General features: G+C 67.8%; 22 protein-coding genes and 2 tRNA genes. 6 read left to right on the top strand and 18 right to left on the bottom strand.

All coding sequences use genetic code 11. The features are described from left to right. Positions 1–88 precede the first annotated feature (88 nt). Entirely contained in the window at positions 89–2,683 is a 2,595-nt protein-coding gene (gene valS, locus FB560_RS07055) for a valine--tRNA ligase (protein ID WP_141871710.1), read from the top strand. Further along, positions 2,683–2,898 (top strand): hypothetical protein, encoded by a 216-nt coding sequence (locus FB560_RS07050; RefSeq protein WP_141871709.1) that lies wholly within the window; start codon positions 2,683–2,685, stop codon positions 2,896–2,898. The genes valS and FB560_RS07050 overlap by 1 nt, the downstream gene beginning before the upstream one ends. An 83-nt stretch (positions 2,899–2,981) precedes the next feature. On the opposite strand, the gene FB560_RS07045 is transcribed toward FB560_RS07050, so the two are convergent. Together FB560_RS07045 and tdh are read right to left on the bottom strand one after the other, a co-directional pair. Beyond that, positions 2,982–4,160 carry a glycine C-acetyltransferase gene (locus FB560_RS07045; protein ID WP_141871708.1) on the bottom strand — a complete coding sequence of 393 codons (1,179 nt, stop codon included), beginning with the start codon at positions 4,158–4,160 and terminating at the stop codon, positions 2,982–2,984. Beyond that, positions 4,160–5,203: an L-threonine 3-dehydrogenase gene (tdh, locus tag FB560_RS07040; protein ID WP_141871707.1), complete on the bottom strand. Its 1,044-nt coding sequence runs from the start codon at positions 5,201–5,203 to the stop codon at positions 4,160–4,162. The genes FB560_RS07045 and tdh overlap by 1 nt, the downstream gene beginning before the upstream one ends. Before the next feature lie 86 nt (positions 5,204–5,289). Here tdh and FB560_RS07035 point away from each other — a divergent pair, with 86 nt between their 5' ends. Then, complete coding sequence (locus FB560_RS07035) at positions 5,290–6,222, top strand: LysR family transcriptional regulator (protein WP_141871706.1); 933 nt, start codon at positions 5,290–5,292, stop codon at positions 6,220–6,222. A gap of 16 nt (positions 6,223–6,238) precedes the next feature. Then, the gene (locus FB560_RS07030; protein ID WP_141871705.1) at positions 6,239–8,290 is read left to right on the top strand and encodes a M3 family metallopeptidase; all 2,052 of its coding nucleotides are present in this window, start codon (positions 6,239–6,241) and stop codon (positions 8,288–8,290) included. A gap of 9 nt (positions 8,291–8,299) precedes the next feature. On the opposite strand, the gene FB560_RS07025 is transcribed toward FB560_RS07030, so the two are convergent. The 11 genes from FB560_RS07025 to FB560_RS06975 form a co-directional block, all read right to left on the bottom strand. Further along, a complete protein-coding gene (locus FB560_RS07025; protein ID WP_141871704.1) occupies positions 8,300–8,830 on the bottom strand; it encodes an NUDIX hydrolase in 531 nt (176 codons plus the stop codon). Positions 8,831–8,843: 13 nt separating this feature from the next. After that, positions 8,844–10,112 (bottom strand): ATP-dependent Clp protease ATP-binding subunit ClpX, encoded by a 1,269-nt coding sequence (gene clpX, locus FB560_RS07020; protein WP_141871703.1) that lies wholly within the window; start codon positions 10,110–10,112, stop codon positions 8,844–8,846. Positions 10,113–10,276: 164 nt separating this feature from the next. Continuing rightward, positions 10,277–11,128 carry an aldehyde dehydrogenase family protein gene (locus tag FB560_RS07015; protein WP_141871702.1) on the bottom strand — a complete coding sequence of 284 codons (852 nt, stop codon included), beginning with the start codon at positions 11,126–11,128 and terminating at the stop codon, positions 10,277–10,279. Continuing rightward, the gene (locus FB560_RS07010; RefSeq protein ID WP_141871701.1) at positions 11,125–12,567 is read right to left on the bottom strand and encodes an aldehyde dehydrogenase family protein; all 1,443 of its coding nucleotides are present in this window, start codon (positions 12,565–12,567) and stop codon (positions 11,125–11,127) included. Before FB560_RS07010 ends, FB560_RS07015 begins: the two co-directional genes overlap by 4 nt. Positions 12,568–12,577: 10 nt before the next feature. After that, positions 12,578–13,579, bottom strand: a complete 1,002-nt coding sequence (deoC, locus tag FB560_RS07005) for a deoxyribose-phosphate aldolase (protein ID WP_141871700.1) — start codon at positions 13,577–13,579, stop codon at positions 12,578–12,580. Next, positions 13,576–14,511, bottom strand: coding sequence for a sugar-binding transcriptional regulator (locus tag FB560_RS07000; RefSeq protein WP_229673195.1), 936 nt, complete (start codon positions 14,509–14,511; stop codon positions 13,576–13,578). The genes deoC and FB560_RS07000 overlap by 4 nt, the downstream gene beginning before the upstream one ends. 155 nt (positions 14,512–14,666) lie before the next feature. Beyond that, positions 14,667–15,308, bottom strand: a complete 642-nt coding sequence (locus tag FB560_RS06995; RefSeq protein WP_141871699.1) for an ATP-dependent Clp protease proteolytic subunit — start codon at positions 15,306–15,308, stop codon at positions 14,667–14,669. Between the two features lie 20 nt (positions 15,309–15,328). Then, positions 15,329–15,925 (bottom strand): ATP-dependent Clp protease proteolytic subunit, encoded by a 597-nt coding sequence (locus tag FB560_RS06990; protein WP_141871698.1) that lies wholly within the window; start codon positions 15,923–15,925, stop codon positions 15,329–15,331. 81 nt (positions 15,926–16,006) lie between these two features. After that, the gene (locus FB560_RS06985) at positions 16,007–16,489 is read right to left on the bottom strand and encodes a tetratricopeptide repeat protein (RefSeq protein WP_141871697.1); all 483 of its coding nucleotides are present in this window, start codon (positions 16,487–16,489) and stop codon (positions 16,007–16,009) included. Between the two features lie 72 nt (positions 16,490–16,561). Further along, entirely contained in the window at positions 16,562–18,046 is a 1,485-nt protein-coding gene (gene tig, locus FB560_RS06980; RefSeq protein WP_141871696.1) for a trigger factor, read from the bottom strand. Positions 18,047–18,108: 62 nt separating this feature from the next. After that, positions 18,109–18,182 (bottom strand) — tRNA-Pro (locus tag FB560_RS06975). A gap of 109 nt (positions 18,183–18,291) precedes the next feature. On the opposite strand from FB560_RS06975, the gene FB560_RS06970 reads away from it, so the two are divergent. Further along, positions 18,292–18,365, top strand: a tRNA-Gly gene (locus tag FB560_RS06970). 47 nt (positions 18,366–18,412) lie between these two features. Here the strand turns inward: FB560_RS06970 and FB560_RS06965 are convergent. Then, on the bottom strand, positions 18,413–19,783 hold the full coding sequence (locus FB560_RS06965) for a class I SAM-dependent methyltransferase (RefSeq protein WP_141871695.1): 1,371 nt from the start codon (positions 19,781–19,783) through the stop codon (positions 18,413–18,415). 54 nt (positions 19,784–19,837) lie between these two features. Between FB560_RS06965 and FB560_RS06960 the strand changes: the two genes are divergently transcribed. Continuing rightward, positions 19,838–21,088 (top strand): hypothetical protein, encoded by a 1,251-nt coding sequence (locus FB560_RS06960; protein WP_141871694.1) that lies wholly within the window; start codon positions 19,838–19,840, stop codon positions 21,086–21,088. Positions 21,089–21,148: 60 nt separating this feature from the next. Here the strand turns inward: FB560_RS06960 and FB560_RS06955 are convergent, their stop codons facing one another. The 4 genes from FB560_RS06955 to FB560_RS06940 form a co-directional block, all read right to left on the bottom strand. After that, the gene (locus FB560_RS06955; protein ID WP_141871693.1) at positions 21,149–21,502 is read right to left on the bottom strand and encodes an RNA polymerase-binding protein RbpA; all 354 of its coding nucleotides are present in this window, start codon (positions 21,500–21,502) and stop codon (positions 21,149–21,151) included. Further along, positions 21,502–21,750 (bottom strand): preprotein translocase subunit SecG, encoded by a 249-nt coding sequence (gene secG / locus FB560_RS06950; RefSeq protein WP_141871692.1) that lies wholly within the window; start codon positions 21,748–21,750, stop codon positions 21,502–21,504. Before secG ends, FB560_RS06955 begins: the two co-directional genes overlap by 1 nt. Before the next feature lie 81 nt (positions 21,751–21,831). Further along, positions 21,832–22,623 carry a triose-phosphate isomerase gene (gene tpiA / locus FB560_RS06945; protein WP_141871691.1) on the bottom strand — a complete coding sequence of 264 codons (792 nt, stop codon included), beginning with the start codon at positions 22,621–22,623 and terminating at the stop codon, positions 21,832–21,834. Then, positions 22,614–23,828, bottom strand: a complete 1,215-nt coding sequence (locus FB560_RS06940; protein ID WP_141871690.1) for a phosphoglycerate kinase — start codon at positions 23,826–23,828, stop codon at positions 22,614–22,616. Before FB560_RS06940 ends, tpiA begins: the two co-directional genes overlap by 10 nt. Positions 23,829–23,837: the final 9 nt, after the last annotated feature.

Genomic DNA, 23,837 nt, shown 5'->3' with positions numbered 1-23,837 from the left:
CGCTGCCGGACCCTCGATAGAATGAGGCGCACACCCCACACTCAGGCACGCTCACACAGTGCCGCATACATCGCTCAAGGAGACCCTCATGTCCGTGATTCCAGACAAGCCCGCACTCGAAGGTCTCGAAGCGAAGTGGGACAGCACCTGGGCAGAACAGGGCACGTACCTGTTCGACCGCCTCCGCGCCGCACAGTCCGGCCGCGAGGGTGTCTACTCGATCGACACCCCGCCGCCGACCGCATCGGGCAGCCTCCACATCGGCCACGTGTTCTCGTACACCCACACCGACGTCAAGGCGCGCTTCGAGCGCATGCGCGGCAAGACCGTGTTCTACCCGATGGGCTGGGACGACAACGGCCTGCCCACCGAGCGTCGCGTGCAGAACTACTACGGCGTGCGCTGCGACCCCACCCTCCCCTACACGGATGACTTCACTCCTCCGTTCGAGGGCGGCGACAACAAGTCCAGCCGCGCCGCCGACCAGGTGCCGATCAGCCGCCGCAACTTCATCGAGCTGTGCGAGCGCCTGACCATCGAGGACGAGAAGCAGTTCGAGGCGCTGTTCCGCCAGCTCGGGCTGAGCGTCGACTGGACGCAGACCTACCGGACCATCTCCGACGAGACGATCCGCCAGAGCCAGCTCGCGTTCCTGCGCAACATCGAGCGTGGCGAGGCGTACCAGGACCTCGCCCCCACTCTGTGGGACATCGACTTCCGCTCTGCGATCGCCCAGGCCGAACTCGAGGACCGCGACCAGCAGGCCGCGTACCACACCATCGAGTTCCCCTTCGCGGACGGTACCGGCTCCATCGCGATCGACACGACGCGCCCCGAGCTGCTGCCCGCGTGCATCGCGATCGTGACGCACCCGGAAGGTCCGCACAAGCACCTCATCGGCACGAAGGTGCGCACGCCCTTCTTCGGCGCCGAGATCGAGATCCACGGACACCACCTCGCACAGCCCGACAAGGGCACGGGCGCGGCGATGGTCTGCACGTTCGGCGATGTGACCGACATCGTCTGGTGGCGTGAGCTGCACACGGTGGCCGACCAGCACCTCCCGAACATGACCACGATCGGCCTGGACGGCCGTTTCCTGCCGACCGCGCCGGAGTCGGTCGCGAACGCGGAGGCCATCGACTGGTACGCCGAGAGCCTCGCGGGCAAGACCGTGTTCAGTGCGCGCAAGGCCCTGGTGGAGAAGCTGCAGGAGACCGGCGACGTCACCGCGGTCGGCAAGCCCTTCAACCACGCCGTGAAGTTCTTCGAGAAGGGCGACCGCCCCCTCGAGATCGTGTCGACGCGCCAGTGGTACATCCGCAACGGCGCCCGTGACGTGGCACTGCGCGACGAGCTCGTCGCGCGCGGTCAGGAGCTCACGTGGCACCCCGACTTCATGCGCGTGCGCTACGAGAACTGGGTCGGCGGCCTCACCGGCGACTGGCTGGTGTCCCGCCAGCGCTTCTTCGGCGTGCCGATCCCGCTCTGGTACGGCCTCGACGAGAACGGCGAGCGCGACTACGACCGCGTGCTGGCTCCCGACACCGCATCGCTGCCGATCGACCCCACGATCGACGTCCCGGCCGGATACACCGAAGACCAGCGCGGCGCGGCCGGAGGCTTCGACGCCGAGGCGGACATCCTCGACACCTGGGCGACGTCGTCGCTGACTCCGCAGCTCGCCGGCGGATGGCAGCGCGACGAGGAGCTGTGGCAGCTCACGGCGCCGTTCGACCTGCGGCCGCAGGGTCAGGACATCATCCGCACCTGGCTGTTCTCGACGATGCTCCGCTCGACGCTCGAGGACAGCCGCGCCCCGTGGCGCAGCGCCGCGATCTCGGGCTTCATCGTCGACCCGGACCGCAAGAAGATGTCGAAGTCGAAGGGCAACGTCGTCACCCCGGCGGACATCCTCGACGCGCACGGTTCGGATGCCGTCCGCTACTGGTCCGCATCGAGCAGGCTCGGCACGGACGCGGCCTTCGACCCGCAGAACCCGACGCAGGTGAAGATCGGACGCCGCCTCGCGATCAAGGTCCTGAACGCGGCGAAGTTCGTGCTGTCATTCCCGGTTCCCGAAGGAGCACAGGTCACGCACGCGCTCGACGCGTCGATGCTCGCATCGCTCGACGGCGTGATCGCCGACGCGACCGCGGCGTTCGAGAAGTACGACCAGGCCCGCGCGCTCGAGATCACGGAGGCGTTCTTCTGGACATTCTGCGACGACTACCTGGAGCTCGTGAAGGAACGCGCATACAACCAGAACGACGTGGGTCAGGCCTCGGCTGCGCTCGCCCTGCGGCTGGCGCTGTCCACGCTCCTTCGGCTGCTCGCCCCGGTGCTGTCGTTCGCGACGGAGGAGGCGTGGTCGTGGTTCGAGGAAGGCTCGATCCACACCGCGTCCTGGCCTGAGGCTCTCGGCATCGACGGCGACCCTGCCGTCCTCGCCGCCGCCAGCGAGGCGCTGATCGGCATCCGCCGCGCCAAGACCGAGGCCAAGGCATCGCAGAAGACTCCGGTCTCGCGCGCGGCCATCGCAGCACCCGCCGGCAAGCTCGACGCTCTGCGTGCCGCCGCGGACGACCTGCGCGCCGTCGGTCGCATCGCGGAGCTCGAGTTCACCGAGGCAGAGGCGTTCGCCGTCACGGCGATCGAGCTCGCCCCGGTCGAGGCCTCCTGATGCAGCTGGGCACACGTTGGGCGACCGGTACCGCGGCACCGGCCTCTGTCCCCGCGTCCCTGCGCCCGGCGATCGCCGAGGTGGAGGGCCGCGGACTCGTCGGCCACTGGACGCTCACGTGGCTCGAGGGTCGCGCGATCGCCGAGCTCGACGCAGGCTGGGAAGTCCTCCAGTCGGCATCCGGTGAGATCATCGCCCGTCCGTTCGAAGACTGACCCTCGCAGCTCTCGCGACATCGAGACCCCCTCCTGCCGTTTTGCGCAGGAGGGGGTCTCGACGTCAGGAGGGGGTCCCGGCGTCAGCCGACCGACGCACGCGCCGAGACGAACGCCGCGACACAGCGTTCCACCTGCTCGGCGGTGTGCGCGGCCGAGAGCTGCACGCGGATGCGCGCCAGGCCGCGCGGCACGACGGGGAAGCTGAAGGCGGTGACGTAGATGCCCTGCGCCTGCATCTCCCGAGCGATCTGCGCTGTGAGGGCGGCATCACCGAACATCACCGGGACGATCGGATGCTCGCCCGGAAGCAGCTCGAACCCCTCCTCTGCCATCCGACGTCGGAACAGTGCGGCGTTCTCGCGCAGAGTCGCCCGCAGCTCGGCGGACCCCTCGACCAGATCCAGCGCCGTCAGAGTCCCGGCGACGATCGCCGGAGCCAGGGTGTTCGAGAAGAGATACGGGCGCGACCGCTGCCGCAGCAGCGCGACGATGTCGGCGTGCGCGGCCACATAGCCGCCGGATGCACCGCCCAGCGCCTTGCCGAACGTCCCCGTGTAGATGTCCACCCGGTCAGCGACTCCGCAGAACTCCGGGGTGCCCCGTCCGTTCTCGCCGACGAAGCCGACCGCGTGGGAATCGTCGACGAACACCAGCGCGTCGTACCGCTCGGCCAGGTCGCAGATCTCGGCGAGCGGGGCGATGTAGCCGTCCATCGAGAACACGCCATCGGTGACCACGACGCGGAACCGTGCATCGGATGCCGCGCGCAGCTGCTCCTCGAGGTCGGCCATGTCACGGTTGCGGTACCGCAGTCGCCGTGCCTTGGAGAGGCGGATGCCGTCGATGATCGAGGCGTGGTTGAGCTCGTCGGAGATGATCGCGTCGTCCGCGCCGAACAGCGTCTCGAACACGCCCCCGTTCGCGTCGAAGCACGAGGAGTAGAGGATCGCGTCGTCGGTACCGAGGAAGCCGGCCAGCCGCCGCTCGAGTTCCAGGTGCTGCTCCTGCGTGCCGCAGATGAAGCGCACACTGGCGAGGCCGTAGCCCCACTCCTGCAGGGCTGTGGTCGCCGCGTCCAGGATCCGCGGATCATCGGCCAGCCCGAGGTAGTTGTTGGCGCAGAAGTTCAGCACCTCGGAGCCGTCGGCGACGATCTCGGTGCGCTGCGGACCGCGGATGCCCCGCTCGTGCTTCGTGAGCCCTGCTTCCTCGATACCGGCGAGTTCCGCCTCCAGATGCGCCTGAAAAGTCCCGTACATCACAGCTCCGTCCAATCGAGGATGATCTTGCCCGTACCGGCGGACTCGGCCGCCGCGAATCCGCGTTCCCAGTCCCGTGCCGGCACGACCTCGGCGATCACTCGGCCGATCGCCGACCGCAGCGTCTCGCTCGTCTGCAGCATCGCGCCCATCGCGTTCCAGGTCTCGAACATCTCGCGGCCGTAGATGCCCTTGATCGTGAGCATGTGCGTGACGAGCTTGCCCCAGTCGACGCTGAAGTCCGCATTCGGCAGACCCAGCATCGCGATGCGACCACCATGGTTCATGTTGTCGATCATCGAGGGAAGCGCGGAGGGCGCGCCACTCATCTCGAACCCGATGTCGAAGCCCTCGCGCATTCCGAGCGCCTGCTGCGCCGAGCGGATGTCGCCGATCGAGACGTCGACCACCTCGTTCGCGCCCATCTGCCGTGCCATCGCCAACCGGGGTGCGCTCACATCGGTCGCGGTGATGAATCGGGCACCGGCGTGACGGGCCACAGCGATCGCCATCAGTCCGATCGGGCCGCAACCGGTGACCAGCACGTCCTCTCCCACCAGCGGATAGGTCAGCGCGGTGTGCACGGCGTTGCCGAGCGGATCGAAGATCGCCCCGAGCTCCGGTGAGACCTGCGCGTGGTGCACCCAGACGTTCGCGGCCGGCAGCGCGAGGTACTCCGCGAATGCGCCGTCGCGCTGCAACCCCAGGCCGATGGTGCGGATGCACATCTGGCGTCTCCCCGCCCGGCAGTTGCGGCATGTCCCGCACACGATGTGACCCTCACCGGACACCCGGTCGCCCACGCTGATGTCGTGCACGAGAGAGCCGACCTCGACCACCTCGCCGTAGAACTCGTGGCCGGGGATGAGCGGTGCGGAGATCGCGGACGCCGCCCAGTCGTCCCATCGTCGGATGTGCAGATCGGTGCCGCAGATCCCCGTGCGCAGCACACGGATGATCACATCGTCCGCGCCACCCACGGGATCCGGGCGGTCGCCGAGGGCCAATCCGGCGCCCGGTGCTTCTTTGAACAGAGCCTTCATGTCTCGATCAGACCGCAGATCCGGGTGTAGAACAATCACCAACACCTGCATGATCGATGAAGTTCCTCTTCATCTAGAATCGACCGGTGGAACTCCATCAGCTGCAGATCCTGCGCGAGCTCGGGGCACTGGGCAGTGTGACGGCGGTCGCCGAGGCACTGCGCGTGACGCCGTCCGCCGTCTCCCAGCAGCTCGCCGCATTGCAGCGCGGCATCGAGACCCCGCTCACCCGTCGTGCAGGGCGGACGCTCGTGCTCACGCCGGCCGGAGAGGTCCTCGCGGCAGCCGGGGCGGAGGCGATCGACGCCATGGCCGCCGCGCGCACCGCACTGGACGACTTCGAAGGTGCCGCGACCGGAGTCGTCAGCATCAGCGGCTTCCACAGCGTGGGGCAGGTGCTGTTCGGTGCGCTGCTGCGCGAACTCCAGACACTCGAGCACGCCCCGACCGTGCAGCTCACGGACGAGGACGTCGCCCAGAGCGAGTTCCCCGCGCTCACCGCGCGCTACGACCTCGTGCTCGCCCACCGCATGGAGCACTCCCCGAGCTGGCCCACGCAGGGCGTGCGCAGTCTCACGCTGGTGCGCGAGCCCCTCGACGTGGCCGTCGCCTCCACTCATCCGCTGGCATCACGGCGTTCATTGACTCCCGACGACGTCGCCGACGAGCCGTGGGTGACCAGCCGGATCGGCTACTCCCCCGACGACGTGCTCCGTGCGATCACCGCCGTCGCGAATCGCCCCGTGGAGGTGCGCCACCGCATCAACGACTACGGAGCCGTCTCGGCGGTGGTCGCCGCGGGCGGAGTGATCGGCATGCTCCCGCGGTTCACCTCGCGCAGCATCCAGGATCGCGACATCGTGCGCCTGCCCCTGGACGGCGTCAGCACGCACCGCATGATCGATGTCCTCGCGCGCCCTGAGAACCTCCGCCGCCGATCAGTGCGCGTCGTGGTGGACGCGCTGCAGCGGGTGATGACGCGCCTGAGCGAGTGGGTCTCGTGCCCGTGCGGCCGGTGATGGTTAGGCTCGGAGGATGACCGATACCGCGAACCCGCTGCTCCAGCCGTCGACCTTGCCCTACGGCATCCCCGACTATCGTGCGATCCGTCCCGAGCACTACATTCCCGCGTTCCGCGCCGCGTTCGATGAGCACCTCCACGAGATCTCCCGGATCACGATGGTGCGCTCGATGCCGACGTTCGAGAACACGATCGAGGCACTGGAACGCGCAGGTGAGACGCTCGATCGCGTGGCCCACGCGTTCTATACGGTCAGCTCCGCCGATGCGACGCCCGAGATCCAGGCCGTGGACGAGCAGCTCGCCCCACTGATGGCGGCCCACAACGATGCCGTGTCGCTGAACGGCCCGCTCTACTGGCGCGTGCAGCAGGTGTTCGATCAGCTCGACTCCCTCGATCTCGATCCGGAGCAGCGCTACCTCGTCGAGCGTCACCACCGCGAGATGACGCACGCAGGAGCAGCCCTCGACGACGAGGCGAAGGCCCACCTGACCCTGCTCAACCAGCAGCTCTCCACGCTGAGCAACACGTTCGAGCGCAACCTCCTGAACGATACGAATGATCTGGCCGTCGTGTTCGACGCCGCAGAGCAGCTCGACGGCCTCAGTGCCGGTGAGCTCTCGGCGGCCGCGCGCTCTGCCGCGGAGCGCGGGCTCGACGGGCACTATCTCGTCTCGCTCACGCTCTTCACCGGCCACCCGTACCTGGCGCAGCTGCGCAATCGGAACTCGCGACGGGACATCATGGCCGCCTCGCAGGCGCGCGGGTCTCGCGACAACGCGAACGACAACCGCCCGGTGCTGCGCGAGATCGTCCGCCTGCGCGCCGAGCGTGCCGCCCTTCTCGGGTACGAGTCGCACGCGGCCTACATCACCGCCGACGAGACCGCCGGCAACCCCGGCGCGGTCGAGGACATGCTGCGCGCCCTGGCCGCTCCGTCCGCCGTGAACGCGCGCGCGGAGCGGGAGGCGCTGCAACTGCTCGTCGACCGTACCGAGCCGGAGCCGTTCCCCGTCGAGGCCCACGACTGGGCGTTCTACACGGAGAAGGTCCGCGAGGCGCTGTACGACATCGACACGAGCGCACTGCGCCCCTGGTTCGAGGCGGAGCGGGTGCTGCAGGACGGCGTCTTCTTCGCGGCGACGCGCCTGTACGGCGTGACCTTCACCGAGCGTTCTGATCTGGTCTCCTACCACCCCGGTGCCCGGGTGTTCGAGGTCAGCAACGCCGACGGCTCGCCTCTGGGGCTCTACATCCTCGATCTCTACACCCGCGACTCCAAGCGCGGCGGAGCGTGGATGAACCCGATCGTGAGCCAGTCACGGCTGCGTGGCACCTCCCCCGTCGTGGTGAACAATCTCAACGTGCCGTTGCCCGGCGACGGCGAGCCCACTCTGCTGACGCTCGATGAGGTCACGACCCTGTTCCATGAGTTCGGCCACGCGCTCCACGGCCTCTTCGCGACGGTCACCTACCCGCACTTCGCCGGGACGAACGTGTTCCGCGACTTCGTCGAGTTCCCGAGCCAGGTCAACGAGATGTGGATCCTCTGGCCCGAGGTCCTCGACAACTACGCACGGCATCACGAGACGGGCGAGGCTCTGGACCCCGCGATCGTGGAGCGCCTCCGCGCCACCGAGACCTTCGACCAGGGACACGCGACGAGCGAGTACCTGGCAGCGGCGTGGCTCGACCAGGCGTGGCATCGCGTGGGCACGGATGCCGACATCGAGGATGTCGCGGCGTTCGAGGCAGCGGCCCTCGCCGACATCGGCCTGAACGACCCCGTCGTGCCGACGCGGTACTCCTCGACCTACTTCGCACACGTCTTCTCCGGTGGGTACAGCGCCGGCTACTACTCGTACATCTGGAGCGAGGTGCTCGACGCCGACACCGTCGACTGGTTCCGCGAGAACGGCGGGCTCACGCGCGAGAACGGCGATCGGTTCCGGCAGCGACTGCTCGGCGTCGGCGGATCCAAGGACCCTCTCGAGGCGTACCACGACTTCCGCGGGCGCGTCGCCGACATCGCGCCGCTGCTCAAGCGCCGCGGCCTGGAGGCCTGAGAGGCGCCGTCAGCCGGAGAGCCTCGCGTCGGCCTTGAACCAGGTGAGCTGGTGATAGCTCTGCGCGAGCTGCTCGCCGAGCTCGGCGAACGGCACGACGCGCACGTCGATCGTCTCACCCGCGTCGAGCTCCTGCGGGCGGTCGTGCCGGCATCCGCGGGCGAGGAAGTGATGGACCCGGTTGTCCTGGTTGCCCCAGTTCGCCCAGCTCCACCCGAGGTCGACGATCTCGTCGGCGACGTATCCGGTCTCCTCCGCCAGCTCCCTCGACGCCGCAGCTGAAGGGGACTCGGTCGCGTCTACCGCGCCACCGGGCAACCCCGCACCGACCACGCCGGCGCCGTGGTGGTACTCCTCGATCGCCACGGCGTATCCCTCGTCGGTGAGCGCCACGATCGAGACCCATTCGGCCTGTTCCAGGACGTAGTACGGTGCGATCGTCCGTCCGTCGGCATCGACGCAGTCGTCGGCCCGCAGGCGGATCCAACGGTCTTCCACGACCATCGATCGCGCGGTGGTCCGCCAGGCTTCCGGAACCACGGTCGGGCGACGGTCAGGCGCTCTTGCGCTTGCGCTCGAGGACGATCGTGGGAGGTGCCCCTTCGTCGACCGCAGCGCGCGTGATGATGACCTTCGCGACGTCGTCTGCCGAGGGGATCTCGAACATGATCGGACCGAGGACGTCTTCCAGGATCGCGCGGAGTCCGCGCGCCCCGGTCTTGCGCTCCACGGCGAGGTCGGCGATCGAGCGCAGTGCGTCCTCGTCGAACTCGAGCTGCACACCGTCGATCTCGAACATGCGCTGGTACTGCTTCACCAGCGCATTGCGCGGACCGGTGAGGATGTCGATGAGCGCAGCCTGATCCAGCGGCGACACCGAGGTCACCACGGGCAGACGCCCGATGAACTCGGGGATCAGACCGAACTTGTGCAGGTCCTCGGGCAGCACCTCGCTGAACAGATCGAGGTCCTTGCCCTTGTCGTGCAGCGGGGCGCCGAAGCCGATGCCGTGCTTGCCGACGCGTGCCGAGACGATGTCCTCGAGCCCGGCGAACGCACCGGCCACGATGAACAGCACGTTCGAGGTGTCGATCTGCAGGAACTCCTGATGCGGGTGCTTACGTCCGCCCTGCGGCGGCACCGAGGCGACCGTGCCCTCGATGATCTTCAGCAGTGCCTGCTGCACGCCCTCGCCGGAGACGTCGCGCGTGATCGACGGGTTCTCGGCCTTGCGGGCGATCTTGTCGACCTCGTCGATGTAGATGATGCCCTGCTCGGCGCGCTTGACGTCGTAGTCGGCGGCCTGGATGAGCTTGAGGAGGATGTTCTCGACGTCTTCACCGACGTAGCCGGCCTCGGTCAGCGCCGTCGCGTCGGCGACGGCGAACGGGACGTTGAGCTGCTTCGCGAGCGTCTGCGCGAGGTAGGTCTTGCCGCACCCGGTCGGACCGATGAGCAGGATGTTGCTCTTGGCGATCTCGACCTCGTCGGCCTTCTGCTCGGCCGTCTGCAGTGTTCCGCGTGCACGGATCCGCTTGTAATGGTTGTAGACGGCCACGGCGAGTGCGCGCTTCGCGGGCTCCTGACCGACGACGTACTCCTCGAGGAACGAGAAGATCTCTCGCGGCTTGGGCAGATCGAACTCGGCGACGCCGTCGGCGGAAGACTCCGCCATGCGCTCCTCGATGATCTCGTTGCACAGCTCGACGCATTCGTCGCAGATGTACACACCGGGGCCAGCGATGAGCTGCTGCACCTGCTTCTGGCTCTTTCCACAGAATGAGCACTTGAACAGGTCAGCGCTTTCACCGATACGGGCCATGCGCGTCCTCCTAGGGGATCCAGAGATCGTCCTCCGAGCCTAACCTCTGCATCCGACACCGGGACGCATTGGCGCGGATTCCCGCGGGGCCGAGTCCGAGACGATACAGAAGGGGGCCCGCACCACGACATGCGTGATGCGGGCCCCGCGAGGTCCGTGTCAGATCAGACCATGCTCTTCGTGTGCCATACCGTCTTGATCTCGGTGAAGGCACCGATCCGCTCGGGCGATGCCACGACCTCCCCCGGCGCGAGCACGCGGGTGAGCGTCTCGGCGGCGGCGATCTGCAGGTCGACCCAGTCGATGTCGCCGGCGCCGGCGAGATCGAGGGCGTTCACGTCCTGATGCGAAGCGAGCCACGGCGCGATCTCGGCCGGCGACCCGGTGAGCACGTTGACGACTCCCCCCGGCACGTCACTCGTCGCGAGCACCTCGGCGAGGCTGATCGCCGAGAGCGGGTGCCGCTCGCTGGCGATCACGACGACCGTGTTGCCAGCGACGAGTGCCGGGGCGACCACCGAGACGAAGCCCAGCAGCGCGGAGTCCTGCGGCGCGACGATCGCCACGACTCCGGTCGGTTCGGGCACGGAGATGTTGAAGTACGGACCGGAGACCGGGTTCGCGTTGCCGGCGACCTGCGCGTACTTGTCGCACCATCCGGCGTACCAGACCCACAGGTCGATCGCATCGTCCACCTGCGCGCCCGCGGCCGCGGCCGACACGCCCTCCTGGGCGACGATCTCGTCGACGAACTGCGCACGGCGGCCTTCCAGCACCTCCGCGACGCGGTAGAGCACCTGCCCGCGGTTGTACGCGGTCGCGCCCGACCAGCCCTTCACCGCAGCCCGAGCGGCCACCACGGCGTCACGGGCATCCTTGCGCGATCCCTGTGCGGCGTTCGCGAGGAACGCGCCCTTCGCCGAGAGCACTTCGTAGGTGCGGCCGGACTCGCTCCGCGGGAAGGCCCCGCCGATCGCCAGCTTGTACGTCTTCGGCACGCTCAGTCGCTTGCTCACGAGGCGGCTCCCTTCAGGTACGCGGTGAGACCCTGACGGCCGCCTTCACGGCCGTATCCGGACTCCTTGTAACCGCCGAACGGGCTCGACGGATCGAAACGGTTGAACGTGTTCGCCCAGATGACACCGGCGCGCAGACGGTCGGCGACCGCGAGGATCCGCGATCCTTTGTCCGACCAGATGCCGGCCGAGAGCCCGTAGGGCGTGTTGTTCGCCTTGGCGATCGCCTCGGCAGGCGTGCGGAACGTGAGCACCGAGAGCACCGGGCCGAACACCTCGTCGCGAGCGATGCGGTGCGAGGCCTCGACACCCGTGAAGATCGTCGGAGCGAACCAGAAGCCCTTCTCGGGGATCACGCAGTCGGCGGTCCAGCGCTCCGCGCCTTCGGCCTCTCCGATGTCGCTGAGCTCGCGGATGCGGGCCAGCTGGGCGGCCGAGTTGATGGCGCCGATGTCGGTGTTCTTGTCGAGCGGGTCGCCCAGACGCAGCGTCGACAGACGGTTCTTCAGCCGATCGATGACTTCGTCGTGGATCGACTCCTGAACGAGAAGGCGGCTACCGGCGCAGCACACATGCCCCTGGTTGAAGAAGATGCCGTTGACGATGCCCTCGACGGCCTGGTCGATCGGAGCGTCGTCGAACACGATGTTCGCGGCTTTGCCGCCGAGCTCGAGTGTCAGCTTCTTCTGCGTACCGGCGACCGCGCGGGCGATGTCGCGTCCGACGCCGGTGGAGCCGGTGAAGGCCACCTTGTCGACGTCCGGGTGGCGGACGAGAGACGCCCCCGTCGCGCCGGCACCGGTGACGATGTTCACGACTCCGGCGGGGAGGTCGGCCTGCTGCAGGATCTCGGCGAAGATCAGCGCCGTCAACGGCGTGGTCTCGGCGGGCTTGAGCACGACCGTGTTCCCGGCCGCAAGGGCCGGAGCGACCTTCCACGCGAGCATCAGCAGCGGGAAGTTCCACGGGATGATCTGCCCGGCGACGCCGAGCGCTCGCGGGTTCGCGCCGAGTCCGGCGTGATCCAGCTTGTCTGCCCAGCCGGCGTAGTAGAAGAACCAGGAGGCGACGAGAGGCACGTCGACGTCACGGCTCTCCTTGATGGGCTTGCCGTTGTCGAGGCTCTCGGCGACGGCGAGCTCGCGGGCGCGCTCCTGCACCAGACGAGCGATGCGGAACAGGTACTTGCCGCGGTCGCGGCCGCTCATCTTCGACCACGTCTTGTCGTAGGCACGGCGGGCGGCGGCGACAGCGCGGTCTACGTCCTCATCGCTCGCCGAGGCGATCTCGGCGATGCGCTTCTCGCTCGAGGGAGAGATCGTGGTGAAGCTGGAGCCGGTGCCGTCGACGAACTCGCCGTCGATGAACAGCCCGTAGCTGTCCTTGAGGTTCAGGACCGCCGTGGACTCGGGGGCCGGAGCGTATTCCAGGAAAGACATATGAGGGCTCCTAGTCGATCGTGACGTAGTCGGGGCCGGAGTAGTGGCCGGTGGTGAGCTTCTGGCGCTGCAGCAGCACGTCGTTCAGAAGGCTCGAAGCGCCGAAGCGGAACAGATGCGGCTGAAGCCACTCCTCGCCGACCGTCTCGGCGACGGTGACGAGGTACTTCACCGCGTCCTTGGACGTGCGGATGCCGCCGGCAGGCTTGACGCCGATCTTCTCGCCCGTGCCCTGGTGCCAGTCGCGCACCGTCTCGAGCATCAGCAGCGTGGTGGGAAGGGTCGCGGCCGGCTGTACCTTCCCGGTCGACGTCTTGATGAAGTCGCCACCCGCGAGGATGCCGAGCCACGAAGCGCGCTTGATGTTGTCGTACGTGTTCAGTTCACCGGTCTCGAGGATGACCTTGAGCGAGGCGTAGGAGCCGTCCGCGCGGCGGCAGGCCTCCTTCACCTGGGAGATCTGGTCGAACACCAGCCCGTACCGTCCGGACAGGAACGCCCCACGATCGATCACCATGTCGATCTCGTCCGCACCGGCGGCGACCGCCTCGGCGGTGTCGGCGAGCTTGATCGCGAGCGAGGAGCGACCGCTGGGGAAGGCGGTCGCGACGGCGGCGACCGAGATCAGGCCGTCATCGGGGTCGCCGTGCAGTGCACCGAGGGCGGCGACCGCATCCGGCACCATGTCGCCGTAGACGCAGACGGCGGCGACCTTGGGTGTCGATGGATCGGCGGCATCGGGATTCTTCGCCTTGGCGACGAGCGAGCGCACCTTGCCGGGGGTGTCTGAACCCTCGAGCGTGGTGAGGTCGATCAGCGTGATGATCTTGTCGAGGGCCCAGGCCTTCGACGTCGTCTTGATCGAGCGCGTGCCGAGTCCGGCGGCGCGCTGCTCCAGGCCGACGGCGTCGACGCCGGGAAGGCCGTGCAGGAAGCGACGGAGCGTGGCGTCATCCGGCTCACCGCCGAGGACATCCACCGCCGTCCTGCGGCTGAGTTCTGTGGTCGTCACTGTTCCTCCAACAATGCTCGTGCTGTGGTCTCATCGGTCACCAGAACGCTGCACAGGCCACTGGTGACCACGGTGCGCGCGATGTCGTGCTTGGCACGGCCGGCGGTCACGAAGATCGCCCGCTCCGCGCCGCGAAGTCGGTCCAGCGCGACGCCCACCGTACGGGCGTCAAGCTGCGAGTCGACGATGTTCCCCTCGGCGTCGACGTAGCGCCCGAGGACATCCCCCACCGCTCCTCGTCGCGCGAGCTCCTCGACGTCCTCCGCAGTGAGGTAGCCGTTCTCGACATGAGCGGATGTCGCGTCGCAGGGGCCGGCCGTGAACAGGAAGGCCTGCGCATCCGCCGCCTCCTCGAGGATCGCGGCCACGGTGCGGTCCGACTCGATCGCCTGTTTGGTCTCGACGCGCTCGAGGATCGCGGGACTCGGCAGCAGCGACACGTGTCCGGATGCGCGCTGGGCGATCGTGACCGCAAGGCCTGCTGCTCCCCCGGACCGACGGTTGAGGCTGACCCCACCGTTGAGCTGCACGACGGTCACTCCGCTGGCCCAGCCGTCCGGCAGCGCTTCGGCGACGGCGCGCAAGGTGCGACCCCAGCTCACGCCGAGCGTCCGGGGAACGGGGCGCAGCGCCGTCAGGTAGTCGGCCGCGGCCTGCGCCACGCGCTCGAGCGTGCCGTCGTCGCCGTCCGGCGCAGGCACCACGACGGCTTCGGCCAGGCCGTGGCGCTCGACGAGCAGCCTCTCCAGCCCCAGGCGCCGTGCGCGCGGGTGCACGATCTCGATGCGGACGATGCCACGTTCCCGCGCCTGGGTGAGCAGACGCCCGACCTTCCAGCGCGACACCTTGAGGAGGGCGCCGATCTCGTCCTGAGTCTTGTCCTCGTCGTAGTACAGCTCGGCGATGCGGACCATGAGCAGTTCGTCTTCCACGGCAACCTCCTTCCGTGTACAGCGTACGACTGTTCCCGCGGAGGTGCACGTCTTTGCTCATATGAGCATGTGGGCTGCAGAGGCCTGCGCATCTGCCGCACGGACGCGCAGAAGGGGCGGCAGTCGCGATGACTGCCGCCCCTTCTGGATGATCGTTACGCGCGCTTGCGCGAGGTGAGCACCTGGTCGACGATGCCGTACTCGAGCGCCTGCGCGGCCGAGAGGATGTTGTCGCGGTCGATGTCACGGTTGATCTGCTCGACCGGCTTGCCGGTGTGCTTGGCCATGGTCTCCTCGAGCCAGGTGCGCATACGGAGGATCTCCGCCGCCTGGATCTCGATGTCGGACGCCTGCCCCTGACCTGCCTCGCCCATCGCGGGCTGGTGGATCAGCACACGGGCGTTCGGCAGCGCGAGACGCTTCCCGGGCGCACCGGCCGCGAGCAGCACGGACGCAGCGGAAGCCGCCTGACCGAGCACGACGGTCTGGATCTGCGGCGCGACGTACTGCATCGTGTCGTAGATCGCCGTCATCGCGGTGAACGAGCCACCGGGCGAGTTGATGTACATCGTGATGTCACGCTCGGCGTCCTGGCTCTCCAGCACGAGCAGCTGCGCCATCACGTCGTCTGCCGACGCATCGTCGACCTGGACGCCCAGGAAGATGACGCGGTCTTCGAACAGCTTGTTGTACGGGTCCTGGCGCTTGAAGCCGTAGGCCGTGCGCTCCTCGAACTGCGGGAGCACGTAGCGGCTGGAAGGAAGATTCCCTGCGGATTGGAAAGTGGGGGTGTACATGATGTCCTTTCGAATCCGGGTTACTCTGCGGCGTCCGCAGTGCCGCCGCCACCGGCGACGTCGCTGGCGTGCTCGCGGATGTGGTCCACGAAGCCGTAGGCGAGCGCCTCTTCCGCCGTGAACCAGCGGTCGCGGTCGCCGTCTTCGTTGATCTGCTCGACAGACTTTCCGGTCTGTCCAGCCGTGATCTCCGCCAGACGCTTCTTCATCGAGAGGATGAGCTGCGCCTGGGTCTGGATGTCGCTCGACGTGCCGCCGAAGCCACCGTGGGGCTGGTGCAGCAGCACGCGCGCGTTCGGCGTGATGTAGCGCTTGCCCTTGGTGCCGCTGGTCAGCAGCAGCTGGCCCATGGAGGCGGCCATGCCGATTCCGACCGTGACGATGTCGTTCGGCACGAACTGCATCGTGTCGTAGATCGCCATGCCGGCGGTGATCGATCCACCGGGCGAGTTGATGTAGAGGTAGATGTCCTTCTCAGAGTCCTCTGCGGCGAGAAGAAGGATCTTCGCGCAGATCTCGTTGGCATTCTGGTCTCGCACCTCTGAGCCCAGCCAGATGATGCGATCTTTCAGCAGTCTGTCGAAGACGCTCGTTGCGACGAGGGGTTCTGCAGCCATGTCAGCTCCTGATTCCGTGTTTCAGTGATTCGAATCTACCGGCGACAACGCAGCCCCCAGGCCGTGTTCGCCGTCGGCATATCAGCGTGGCGGAGCGGTCAGCTCGCGGGCGTAGGCGGAGACCGAGCGCGTGTACCGGGGCAGGTGCGGCGCGAGGGCTTCGAGTGCCACGGCGGCGCCCGCGCGGGCGTCACCCTGTGAGACCAGCGCCAGCGCGTAGAAGGCGGACGCCGCGTCGGCGAATGCCCCTCCGCGCTCGCGCTCGACGCGCAGCATCTCGACGGCCTCATCGACGCGATCGAGATTGCGCAGCGTGCTGGCGAGTTGGATCACCGCCTGAGGACGGTGCTCGTCATCCAGTCCGGCCGCCAGCGCCTCCCGATACAGGACCTCGGCCTCTGCTTCGATTCCCGCGGAGTCACGTGCGCCCGCCCGCTCGAACAGCGCCCGCCCGTCGCTGTCCGGGCGCTCGCGCGCCAGATCATCGATCCGTTCGATGCGTTCCGCGTCCGTCAGAGCGTCGTCGCCCCACACCGCGTCGATGCGCGCATCCCAGGTGTCCATCGTGATCCTCCGTGTGACGAGAGAAGGGGCGGATGCCGCAGCATCCGCCCCTTCCTGTGATTCGATCCGCGATCACTCCGCCTTGTCGGCGGCCTTCTTCGCGGGAGCCTTCTTCGCAGCCGGCTTCTTGGCCGCGGGCTTCTTCTCGGCAGGCTCCTTCTCGGAGTCCTCCGCCTCGGCGGCCTTCTTGGCAGGAGCCTTCTTCGCAGCCGGCTTCTTGGCAGGAGCCTTCTTGGCCGGCTTCTCCTCAGCCTCAGCCTCGGCCTCAGCGGTCTCGTCGTCGACGACGATGAAGTCGGACAGGTCGACGGTCTTGCCGTTGCTGTCGACGACGTTCACCTTGCCGAGAGCGATCGCGAGCGCCTTGTTGCGCGCGACCTCTCCGACGAGCGCGGGGAGCTGGTTCGAGGACTGGAGCGCCTCGACGAACTCCTGGGGAGCCATACCGTACTGCGCAGCGGACTGCACGAGGTACTGGCTGAGCTCCTCCTGCGAGACCTGCACGTCGGCCTGCTCGGCGATCGTGTCGAGCAGCACCTGCGTGCGGAACTGCTTCTCGCTCGCCTCGGTGACCTCGGCACGGTGCACGTCGTCCTCGAGACGGCCTTCGCCCTCGAGGTGGTTGTGCACCTCGTCCTCGATGAGCTTCGGCGGAACGGGGATCTCGATCTGCTCGAGGAGCACCTCGACGAGCTTGTCGCGGGCCGCAGAACCCTGCGTGAAGACGCCCTGCTGCGCCACGCGCTCGGCGAGGCTGTCGCGCAGTTCGGCGATCGTGTCGAACTCGCTCGCGATCTGCGCGAAGTCGTCGTCGGCGGCAGGAAGCTCGCGCTCCTTGACGGCCTTGACGCTCACGGACACCTCGGCCTCGGAGCCGGCGTGGTCGCCGCCCACGAGCGCGGAGCGGAAGGTCGTGTCCTCACCGGCGGTGAGCGACTCGATCGCGTCGTCGATGCCCTCGAGGAGCTCTCCGGAGCCGATCTCGTAGGAGACACCCTCGGCGCGGTCGATCTCGGCGCCGTCGATCGTGGCGACGAGGTCGAGCTCGACGAAGTCGCCCTTCGCGGCGGGACGGTCGACCGGGATGAGCGTGCCGAAGCGCGCGCGCATGTTGTCGAGCTCGGCGTCGAGTGCGGCCTCATCGGCCTCGACGGCGTCGACGGTCACGGTGATGCCGTCGTACGAGGGAAGCTCGATCTCGGGGCGCACGTCCACCTCGATGTCGACGAGCAGGTCTCCGGAGAAGTCCTTCTCGTTCGGCCACTGCGTGATGTCGGCAGCCGGGCGTCCGACGACGCGCAGCTTGTGCTCGACCGTGGCCTCCCGGAAGAACTTGTCGAGGCCCTCGTTGACGGCATGCTCGATGACCGCGCCGCGACCGATGCGCTGATCGATGATCGGAGCGGGGACCTTGCCCTTGCGGAATCCGGGGATCGAGACGTCCTGAGCGATGTGCTCATACGCGTGAGCGATGCTCGGCTTGAGGTCGTCCGGGGTGACCGTGATGCTGAGCTTGACCCGGGTCGGGGTCAGCTTCTCGACGGTGCTGTTCGCCATGCTGGTGTGTTCTCCTTGTGGTTTCCGCGCTGACACGCGGCTTGAAGGCTTGTCGAGCCGTGTCGGGGCGACAGGAGTTGAACCTGCGACCTCCCGCTCCCAAAGCGGGCGCTCTACCAAACTGAGCTACGCCCCGGGGAATCCGCACGCAGATTCAGCCCCACCGAGTCTAACGGACAGGAGCACCCTCGACAGTCCGCTATGATCGACATGTCGGTTCTTGATCCTCGAGATCGCCCGACATCGGGGCTGTAGCTTAGTGGTAAAGCCTCTGTCTTCCAAACAGATGATGCGAGTTCGATTCTCGTCAGCCCCTCCACCTGAAATCCCGGTCAGACCAGAGATGGTCCGGCCGGGATTTCTGCGTCAGTGCCTGCCGAACCGGGCCAGGATGCCGGCGAGCCACCCCCGCACCGGGCTCTCCGCCGCGGGCGGGAGCGGGATAGGCGCCGGGCGCTCTGAGCTGTCGGCGAGCCGTTGGATCGCATTGCCCTCACGAACCGAGGTCTCCAGGGCGATGCCGTTCTGGACGACGTCGCCGAGCAGCGCGACCAGGGCGGGCCGGGCGAGTCGCGGGTCCGCCTCACGGACCGCAGCCAGGATGGCGGCCTCATCGACCGGCACGAATGCGTCTGCGGGCGCCGTCGCGGGTATGCACGCGCTGAAGTCGATGTCACGGACTCTCGCCAGAGCGAGTGGGCGCCTCTCCCCCGCGTCCGCTCCCCGCAGCAGGAGCTGTATGCCCTGCTTCTCCCACCTGAGCAGGTTGATCATGGCGCTGAAAGACCACACCAGGTAGGGCGCGAGGTGTTCGGCGGGCAGCCCGTGCTCGACGAGTCGCGCGGCCAGAGCGGCATGTTCGGACGCTTCCGCCTGCTCCTCTGCGCTCAGCGCCGCAGCGGTGACGGTGCCGAAGTCCGCGACGAGCATGTCCTGGAAGTCGACGACGTTGGACGCCGGACGGCCGCTCCAGTGCCCCTGACGCACCCGGAAATCGGGGAACCCTGCGTCGTGGAGGATGTCGAGCACACGATCCAGGGGATGCGCGATCACGAGTTCGGGGTTTTCGCGGTTCTCGACACGGCTCTCCCCGATCTGCCACGCGAGCCGGTACTCGGAGCGACCAGCGGCGATCAGCCGGTCGACCTCCCTGTCGAGGAGGAAGATCGTGGCGACGAGGCGCCCCGTGTCGGGTTTGAGGACGCGCGCCGCCTCCTCGAGGTAGTTGCGCACGGTGGCGAGGTCGACATGCGTCAGCACCGAGATCATGAAGACACGATCGAGGCTGTCGTCCTCGAACGGGAAGCGGAAGCGGGCACCGTCCAGTTCGCCATCGGGGTTGTAGGGCTTGCTCACCACATCGATGAGCTCGAACCGGAAGTTCGGTCGCTCCCTGCCGATGTTCTCCTGCGCCCACTCGATGGCCTCGGCGTGCGGGTCGAGCCCGACGTACCGCTGGTCGTCGGAGAGTCTCTCCGCGAGGTCCAACGCCACACGCCCGTAACCGCAGCCGAGGTCGAGGATGCGCGCATCGGCCGGGAGTGAACGGTCCTTCATGACGACGTCCGCGTAGTGCGCTCCGATGTGGGCCTCGGTGCCTCCGTTGAGCCGGCGCTGCAGGCTCTCCGGCGCGACCGCGTCGTCGGCTTCCGTCTGGCTCGTGCCGGCAGCGAGGCCGGATGTCAGGTCGAACAGTGCGCTGGCGATCGCTGTCGCAGCGACGTCGGGTGCGGGCATGAGTTCACCCTAGCGTCGGGCTCGGGCCGAGAATCGCTGACTAAACTCATCGCAATGTCCACGCCGTCGCGTGGGCCGGGAAGGGAATCCGTGGACGACGCGAGCTCGCACGAGGGGCAGTCGGGCGCACTGCCCGGCGGGCACGCCCTACCCCTGCGTTTCGCGTCGGCATCCGCATCCGCGCCCTCCGTCCGGAAGAGACGACCGGGCCTCGTGTGGGGAGTCGTGGGCGCGATCGCCGTCATCGTGACGATCACCACGTTGCAGCTGACGGCGAATGGGAGCTATGACGCGGCCGAGGAGCAGTTCCGCGAGGTCGCGCACACCACCTCCGCCACGCGGCTGACACTCGACGAGGCGAACACGGAGCTCCGTGACACCGAGGGCTCGGCAGTGCTCCTCCTGGAGAGCGACACGGGCATCCTGGTCGACCCTGCCGCGAAGGAGAGTCTGACAGCCGCCGTCGCCACTGCCGGCGACGCCACGTCTTCCGCCGATGCCCTTCTCGCTGAACCTGTTCCCGTCATCGGCGAGAAGCCGACGTGGTTCTGGGAGCTGTACACCGGAGCCGGTTCGCTCGACGAGGACCGGCAACGCGTGGAGCGCCTCGACCGGCAGTTGCAGGACGAAGTCGAGACCATCGGCACGGCCGGCAACACCCTGACGGAATCCGGCGTCGCGTTGCTCACGACGACGGCTTCGGCCGCGGGGGCGCACGAATCCGCCCACGTCTCGGCACGCAACGACGACATCATCGCTCTGCGGGAGGCCGCCGCAACGGCGTCGGCGATCGCGACGATCGACGACGACGCGGTCACGGCATTCCGCGCCCTGCAAGCAACGGCCGCGCAGCTCATCGCCTCGGAGGACGCGGAGCTTGCTGAGAAGTCCGGTCCGTTGCTGGGCGCGCGGCTGGAGATCGAGGAGTTCGCCCGCTCCCTCGCCCCTGGTGTCCTGCTGGATTTCGATTGGGCGCCGATCGTCAACGGCGTCGGATACAACGGCAGCATGGGCGGCTACACCACCTGGTGGTGGGACGACCCCGGTCGGGCGACGATCGAACTGTCGAACTCCGTCGCCGAGCAGTGGCCCGCGGACCGGAGCAAGGCGCTGGTCGTGCACGAGGTCGGTCATGCGATCAGCGTGAAGTGCGCGGACATGTACGACGCCTCCACGCAGGACAGCATCGAGAAGTGGGCGACCGCCTGGGCGATCAGCATGGGATACACGGATGACGCGAACGGCGTCTGGGCATACGGGTACCCGCCCCAGAACTACATCGACGCGGCTGCGGGCTGCCGCTGAGACGGAACGAAAAAGCCGCCGCGAGTGATCGCGGCGGCTTCGTCGTTCGTCAGAGGGAGGTCACTGCCCCCGGCGCTCGCGCAGCTGGGTCAGAGCGTCGTCGAGAAGCTGGACAGCCTCTTCGTCCGTACGACGCTCCTTCACGTAGGCGAGGTGCGTCTTGTACGGCTCCGCCTTCGCGAGCGCAGGAGGGTTCTCCTTGTCGCGACCGGCGGGGAGTCCGGACTGCGGGTGATCGATCGTCTCCGGGATCTCGTCCTCGGGAAGACCGGCGGCGAAGTAGCGCACCGTCTCGTTGCCGAGTCCGTCCCAGTAGGAGACCGCGATGCGGTCGGCATGGTAGCCGTGGTCCTGCTCCCCCATGGGGCCGGAACCGACACGTGTACCGCGAATGGCGTTACCACCGGTAGCCATCAGATCACCTCGAACTTCGTGATGAGGCCGAGCGCGACGATTGCCACGAACCAGGCCAGGGCCAGAACGACAGTGAAGCGGTTGAGGTTCCGCTCCGCGAGACCGGAGGAACCCACTGCAGAGGTCATGCCGCCACCGAACATGTCGGAGAGGCCACCACCGCGACCCTTGTGCAGAAGGATGAGGAGGGTCAGCAGGACACTGGTGATACCCAGCACGACCTGCAGGACGAACTCGAGAATTGCCACGAGAAAGAGCCTTTCGCTGGGGCAGGAGCGCCCCCGTAACGGTCAAGTATACGGTGCAGCGGGGCCGAAGCCCCGCCGCACTCACACGCCGACGTGCTTCTCGAAGCGGATGATCGCGGCGAACTCGTCGACGACGAGGCTTGCTCCGCCGACCAGGGCACCGTCCACATCGGGCTCACGCATGTAGCTCGCGATGTTGGCGGACTTCACCGAGCCGCCGTAGAGGATACGCGTACGAGCCGCTGCATCCTCGCCGAGGACCTTCGCGATCACGCCGCGGAGCGTGGCACAGACGTCCTGCGCCTGCTGCGGCGTGGCCGCCTGTCCCGAGCCGATGGCCCAGACGGGCTCATACGCGACGACGATGTCCGCCGTCGGGGCGACACCCTGCAGCGCAGCCTCGAGCTGGCCCACGGGAACGGCGCTGGCGCCGAACTTCTCGAGGTCCTCCGCCGTCTCGCCGACGCAGATCACCGGCACGAGTCCGTGCTTCAGCGATGCCTGCACCTTGGCAGCCACCACGTCGTCACCCTCGGCGTGGTACTCACGTCGCTCCGAGTGGCCGATGATGACGTACTTCGCGTCGAGCTTCGCAAGGAATGCGCCCGAGACCTCGCCGGTGTAGGCGCCGGAGTCGTGCGCCGAGACATCCTGGGCGCCGAGCGAGAACGGTATCTTGTCGGCATCGATCAGCGTCTGCACGCTGCGGATGTCGGTGAACGGCGGGAAGACCGCCACCTCGACCGAGCCGTCCTCGTGCTTCGCGTCCTTGAGCGTCCAATGCAGCTTCTGCACGAACGCGACCGCCTGCAGGTGATCCAGGTTCATCTTCCAGTTGCCCGCGATCAGCGGGGTACGGGTCGTTATGCCCATCCGAGCACCTCCAGGCCGGGTAGTTTCTTGCCCTCGAGGAACTCGAGGCTTGCGCCGCCGCCGGTCGAGATATGACCGAACTGGTCGTCGGTGAAGCCGAGCTGACGCACGGCAGCAGCGGAATCGCCGCCGCCGACCACACTGAGGCCGTCGACCTCGGTGAGCGCCTGCGCGACGGTCTTGGTGCCGGCCGCGAAGGCCGGGAACTCGAACACGCCCATGGGGCCGTTCCAGAACACCGTCTGGGATCCGCGGATGACCTCGGCGAATCGTGCCGCGGTCTCCGGTCCGATGTCGAGGCCGATACCCGAGGCGCCGAACGGCGTCGACTCGATCGCATCGGCCGCCGCGACCTCATGCGCGGCATCAGCACCGAAGGATGCCGCAACGACGACGTCCGTGGGGAGCACGATCTCCACGCCGCGCTCTGCCGCTTCCGCGAGGTACCCGCGAACGGTCTCGAGCTGATCCTCTTCCAGAAGGCTCGAGGCCACAGCGTGACCCTGCGCCTTGAGGAAGGTGAAGAGCATGCCTCCACCGACCAGGATCTTGTCGACCCGGGGAAGCAGATGCGAGATGACGCCGAGCTTGTCGCTGACCTTCGATCCGCCCAGCACGACCGCGTACGGGCGCTCCGGGTTCTCGGTGAGGCGGTCGAGCACGTCGAGCTCTGCAGCGATCAGCAGACCGGCGGCGGAGGGCAGGAGCTCGGCGAGCTCGTAGACGCTCGCCTGCTTGCGGTGGACGACACCGAAGCCGTCCGACACCAGCACGTCGCCGAGTTCAGCCAGTTCCGCGGCGAAAACCGCACGGGTGGCGTCATCCTTCGCGGTCTCGCCGGCATTGAAGCGGAGGTTCTCGATCACGACGACTCCGCCGTCTTCGAGCGATGCCACCGCTTCCTGTGCGGACTCGCCGACCGTGTCGCGAGCGAACGCGACCGGCTTGCCGAGCAGCTCCGACAGCCGCTGGGCGACGGGCTCGAGGCTGTACTGAGGATCGGGCGCGCCATCCGGGCGTCCGAGGTGGGAGCACACGACGACGCGGGCACCCGCGTTGATCAGTGCATTGAGAGTCGGCAGCGAGGCGCGGACGCGGCCATCGTCCGTGATGATCCCATCCCGCAGGGGGACGTTGAGATCACAACGGACGATGACGCGCTTGCCCTCGAGCGACCCCAGCGTATCCAGGGTGCGCAGAGTCATGTGTCTGAG

The sequence above is a fragment of the Microbacterium saperdae genome, assembly GCF_006716345.1.
Taxonomy (GTDB): domain Bacteria; phylum Actinomycetota; class Actinomycetes; order Actinomycetales; family Microbacteriaceae; genus Microbacterium; species Microbacterium saperdae.
Note: the sequence above shows the minus strand (reverse complement) of the source record. Positions and strands in the feature narration are given on the sequence as shown.

Coding starts and splice junctions, on each gene's coding strand:
- valS (WP_141871710.1), top strand. CDS start 89: ATGTCCGTGATTCCAGACAAGCCCGCACTCGAAGGTCTCGAAGCGAAG.
- FB560_RS07050 (WP_141871709.1), top strand. CDS start 2,683: ATGCAGCTGGGCACACGTTGGGCGACCGGTACCGCGGCACCGGCCTCT.
- FB560_RS07045 (WP_141871708.1), bottom strand. CDS start 4,160: ATGTACGGGACTTTTCAGGCGCATCTGGAGGCGGAACTCGCCGGTATC.
- tdh (WP_141871707.1), bottom strand. CDS start 5,203: ATGAAGGCTCTGTTCAAAGAAGCACCGGGCGCCGGATTGGCCCTCGGC.
- FB560_RS07030 (WP_141871705.1), top strand. CDS start 6,239: ATGACCGATACCGCGAACCCGCTGCTCCAGCCGTCGACCTTGCCCTAC.
- clpX (WP_141871703.1), bottom strand. CDS start 10,112: ATGGCCCGTATCGGTGAAAGCGCTGACCTGTTCAAGTGCTCATTCTGT.
- FB560_RS07010 (WP_141871701.1), bottom strand. CDS start 12,567: ATGTCTTTCCTGGAATACGCTCCGGCCCCCGAGTCCACGGCGGTCCTG.
- FB560_RS06995 (WP_141871699.1), bottom strand. CDS start 15,308: ATGTACACCCCCACTTTCCAATCCGCAGGGAATCTTCCTTCCAGCCGC.
- FB560_RS06990 (WP_141871698.1), bottom strand. CDS start 15,925: ATGGCTGCAGAACCCCTCGTCGCAACGAGCGTCTTCGACAGACTGCTG.
- FB560_RS06985 (WP_141871697.1), bottom strand. CDS start 16,489: ATGGACACCTGGGATGCGCGCATCGACGCGGTGTGGGGCGACGACGCT.
- tig (WP_141871696.1), bottom strand. CDS start 18,046: ATGGCGAACAGCACCGTCGAGAAGCTGACCCCGACCCGGGTCAAGCTC.
- FB560_RS06965 (WP_141871695.1), bottom strand. CDS start 19,783: ATGCCCGCACCCGACGTCGCTGCGACAGCGATCGCCAGCGCACTGTTC.
- FB560_RS06960 (WP_141871694.1), top strand. CDS start 19,838: ATGTCCACGCCGTCGCGTGGGCCGGGAAGGGAATCCGTGGACGACGCG.
- FB560_RS06955 (WP_141871693.1), bottom strand. CDS start 21,502: ATGGCTACCGGTGGTAACGCCATTCGCGGTACACGTGTCGGTTCCGGC.
- tpiA (WP_141871691.1), bottom strand. CDS start 22,623: ATGGGCATAACGACCCGTACCCCGCTGATCGCGGGCAACTGGAAGATG.
- FB560_RS06940 (WP_141871690.1), bottom strand. CDS start 23,828: ATGACTCTGCGCACCCTGGATACGCTGGGGTCGCTCGAGGGCAAGCGC.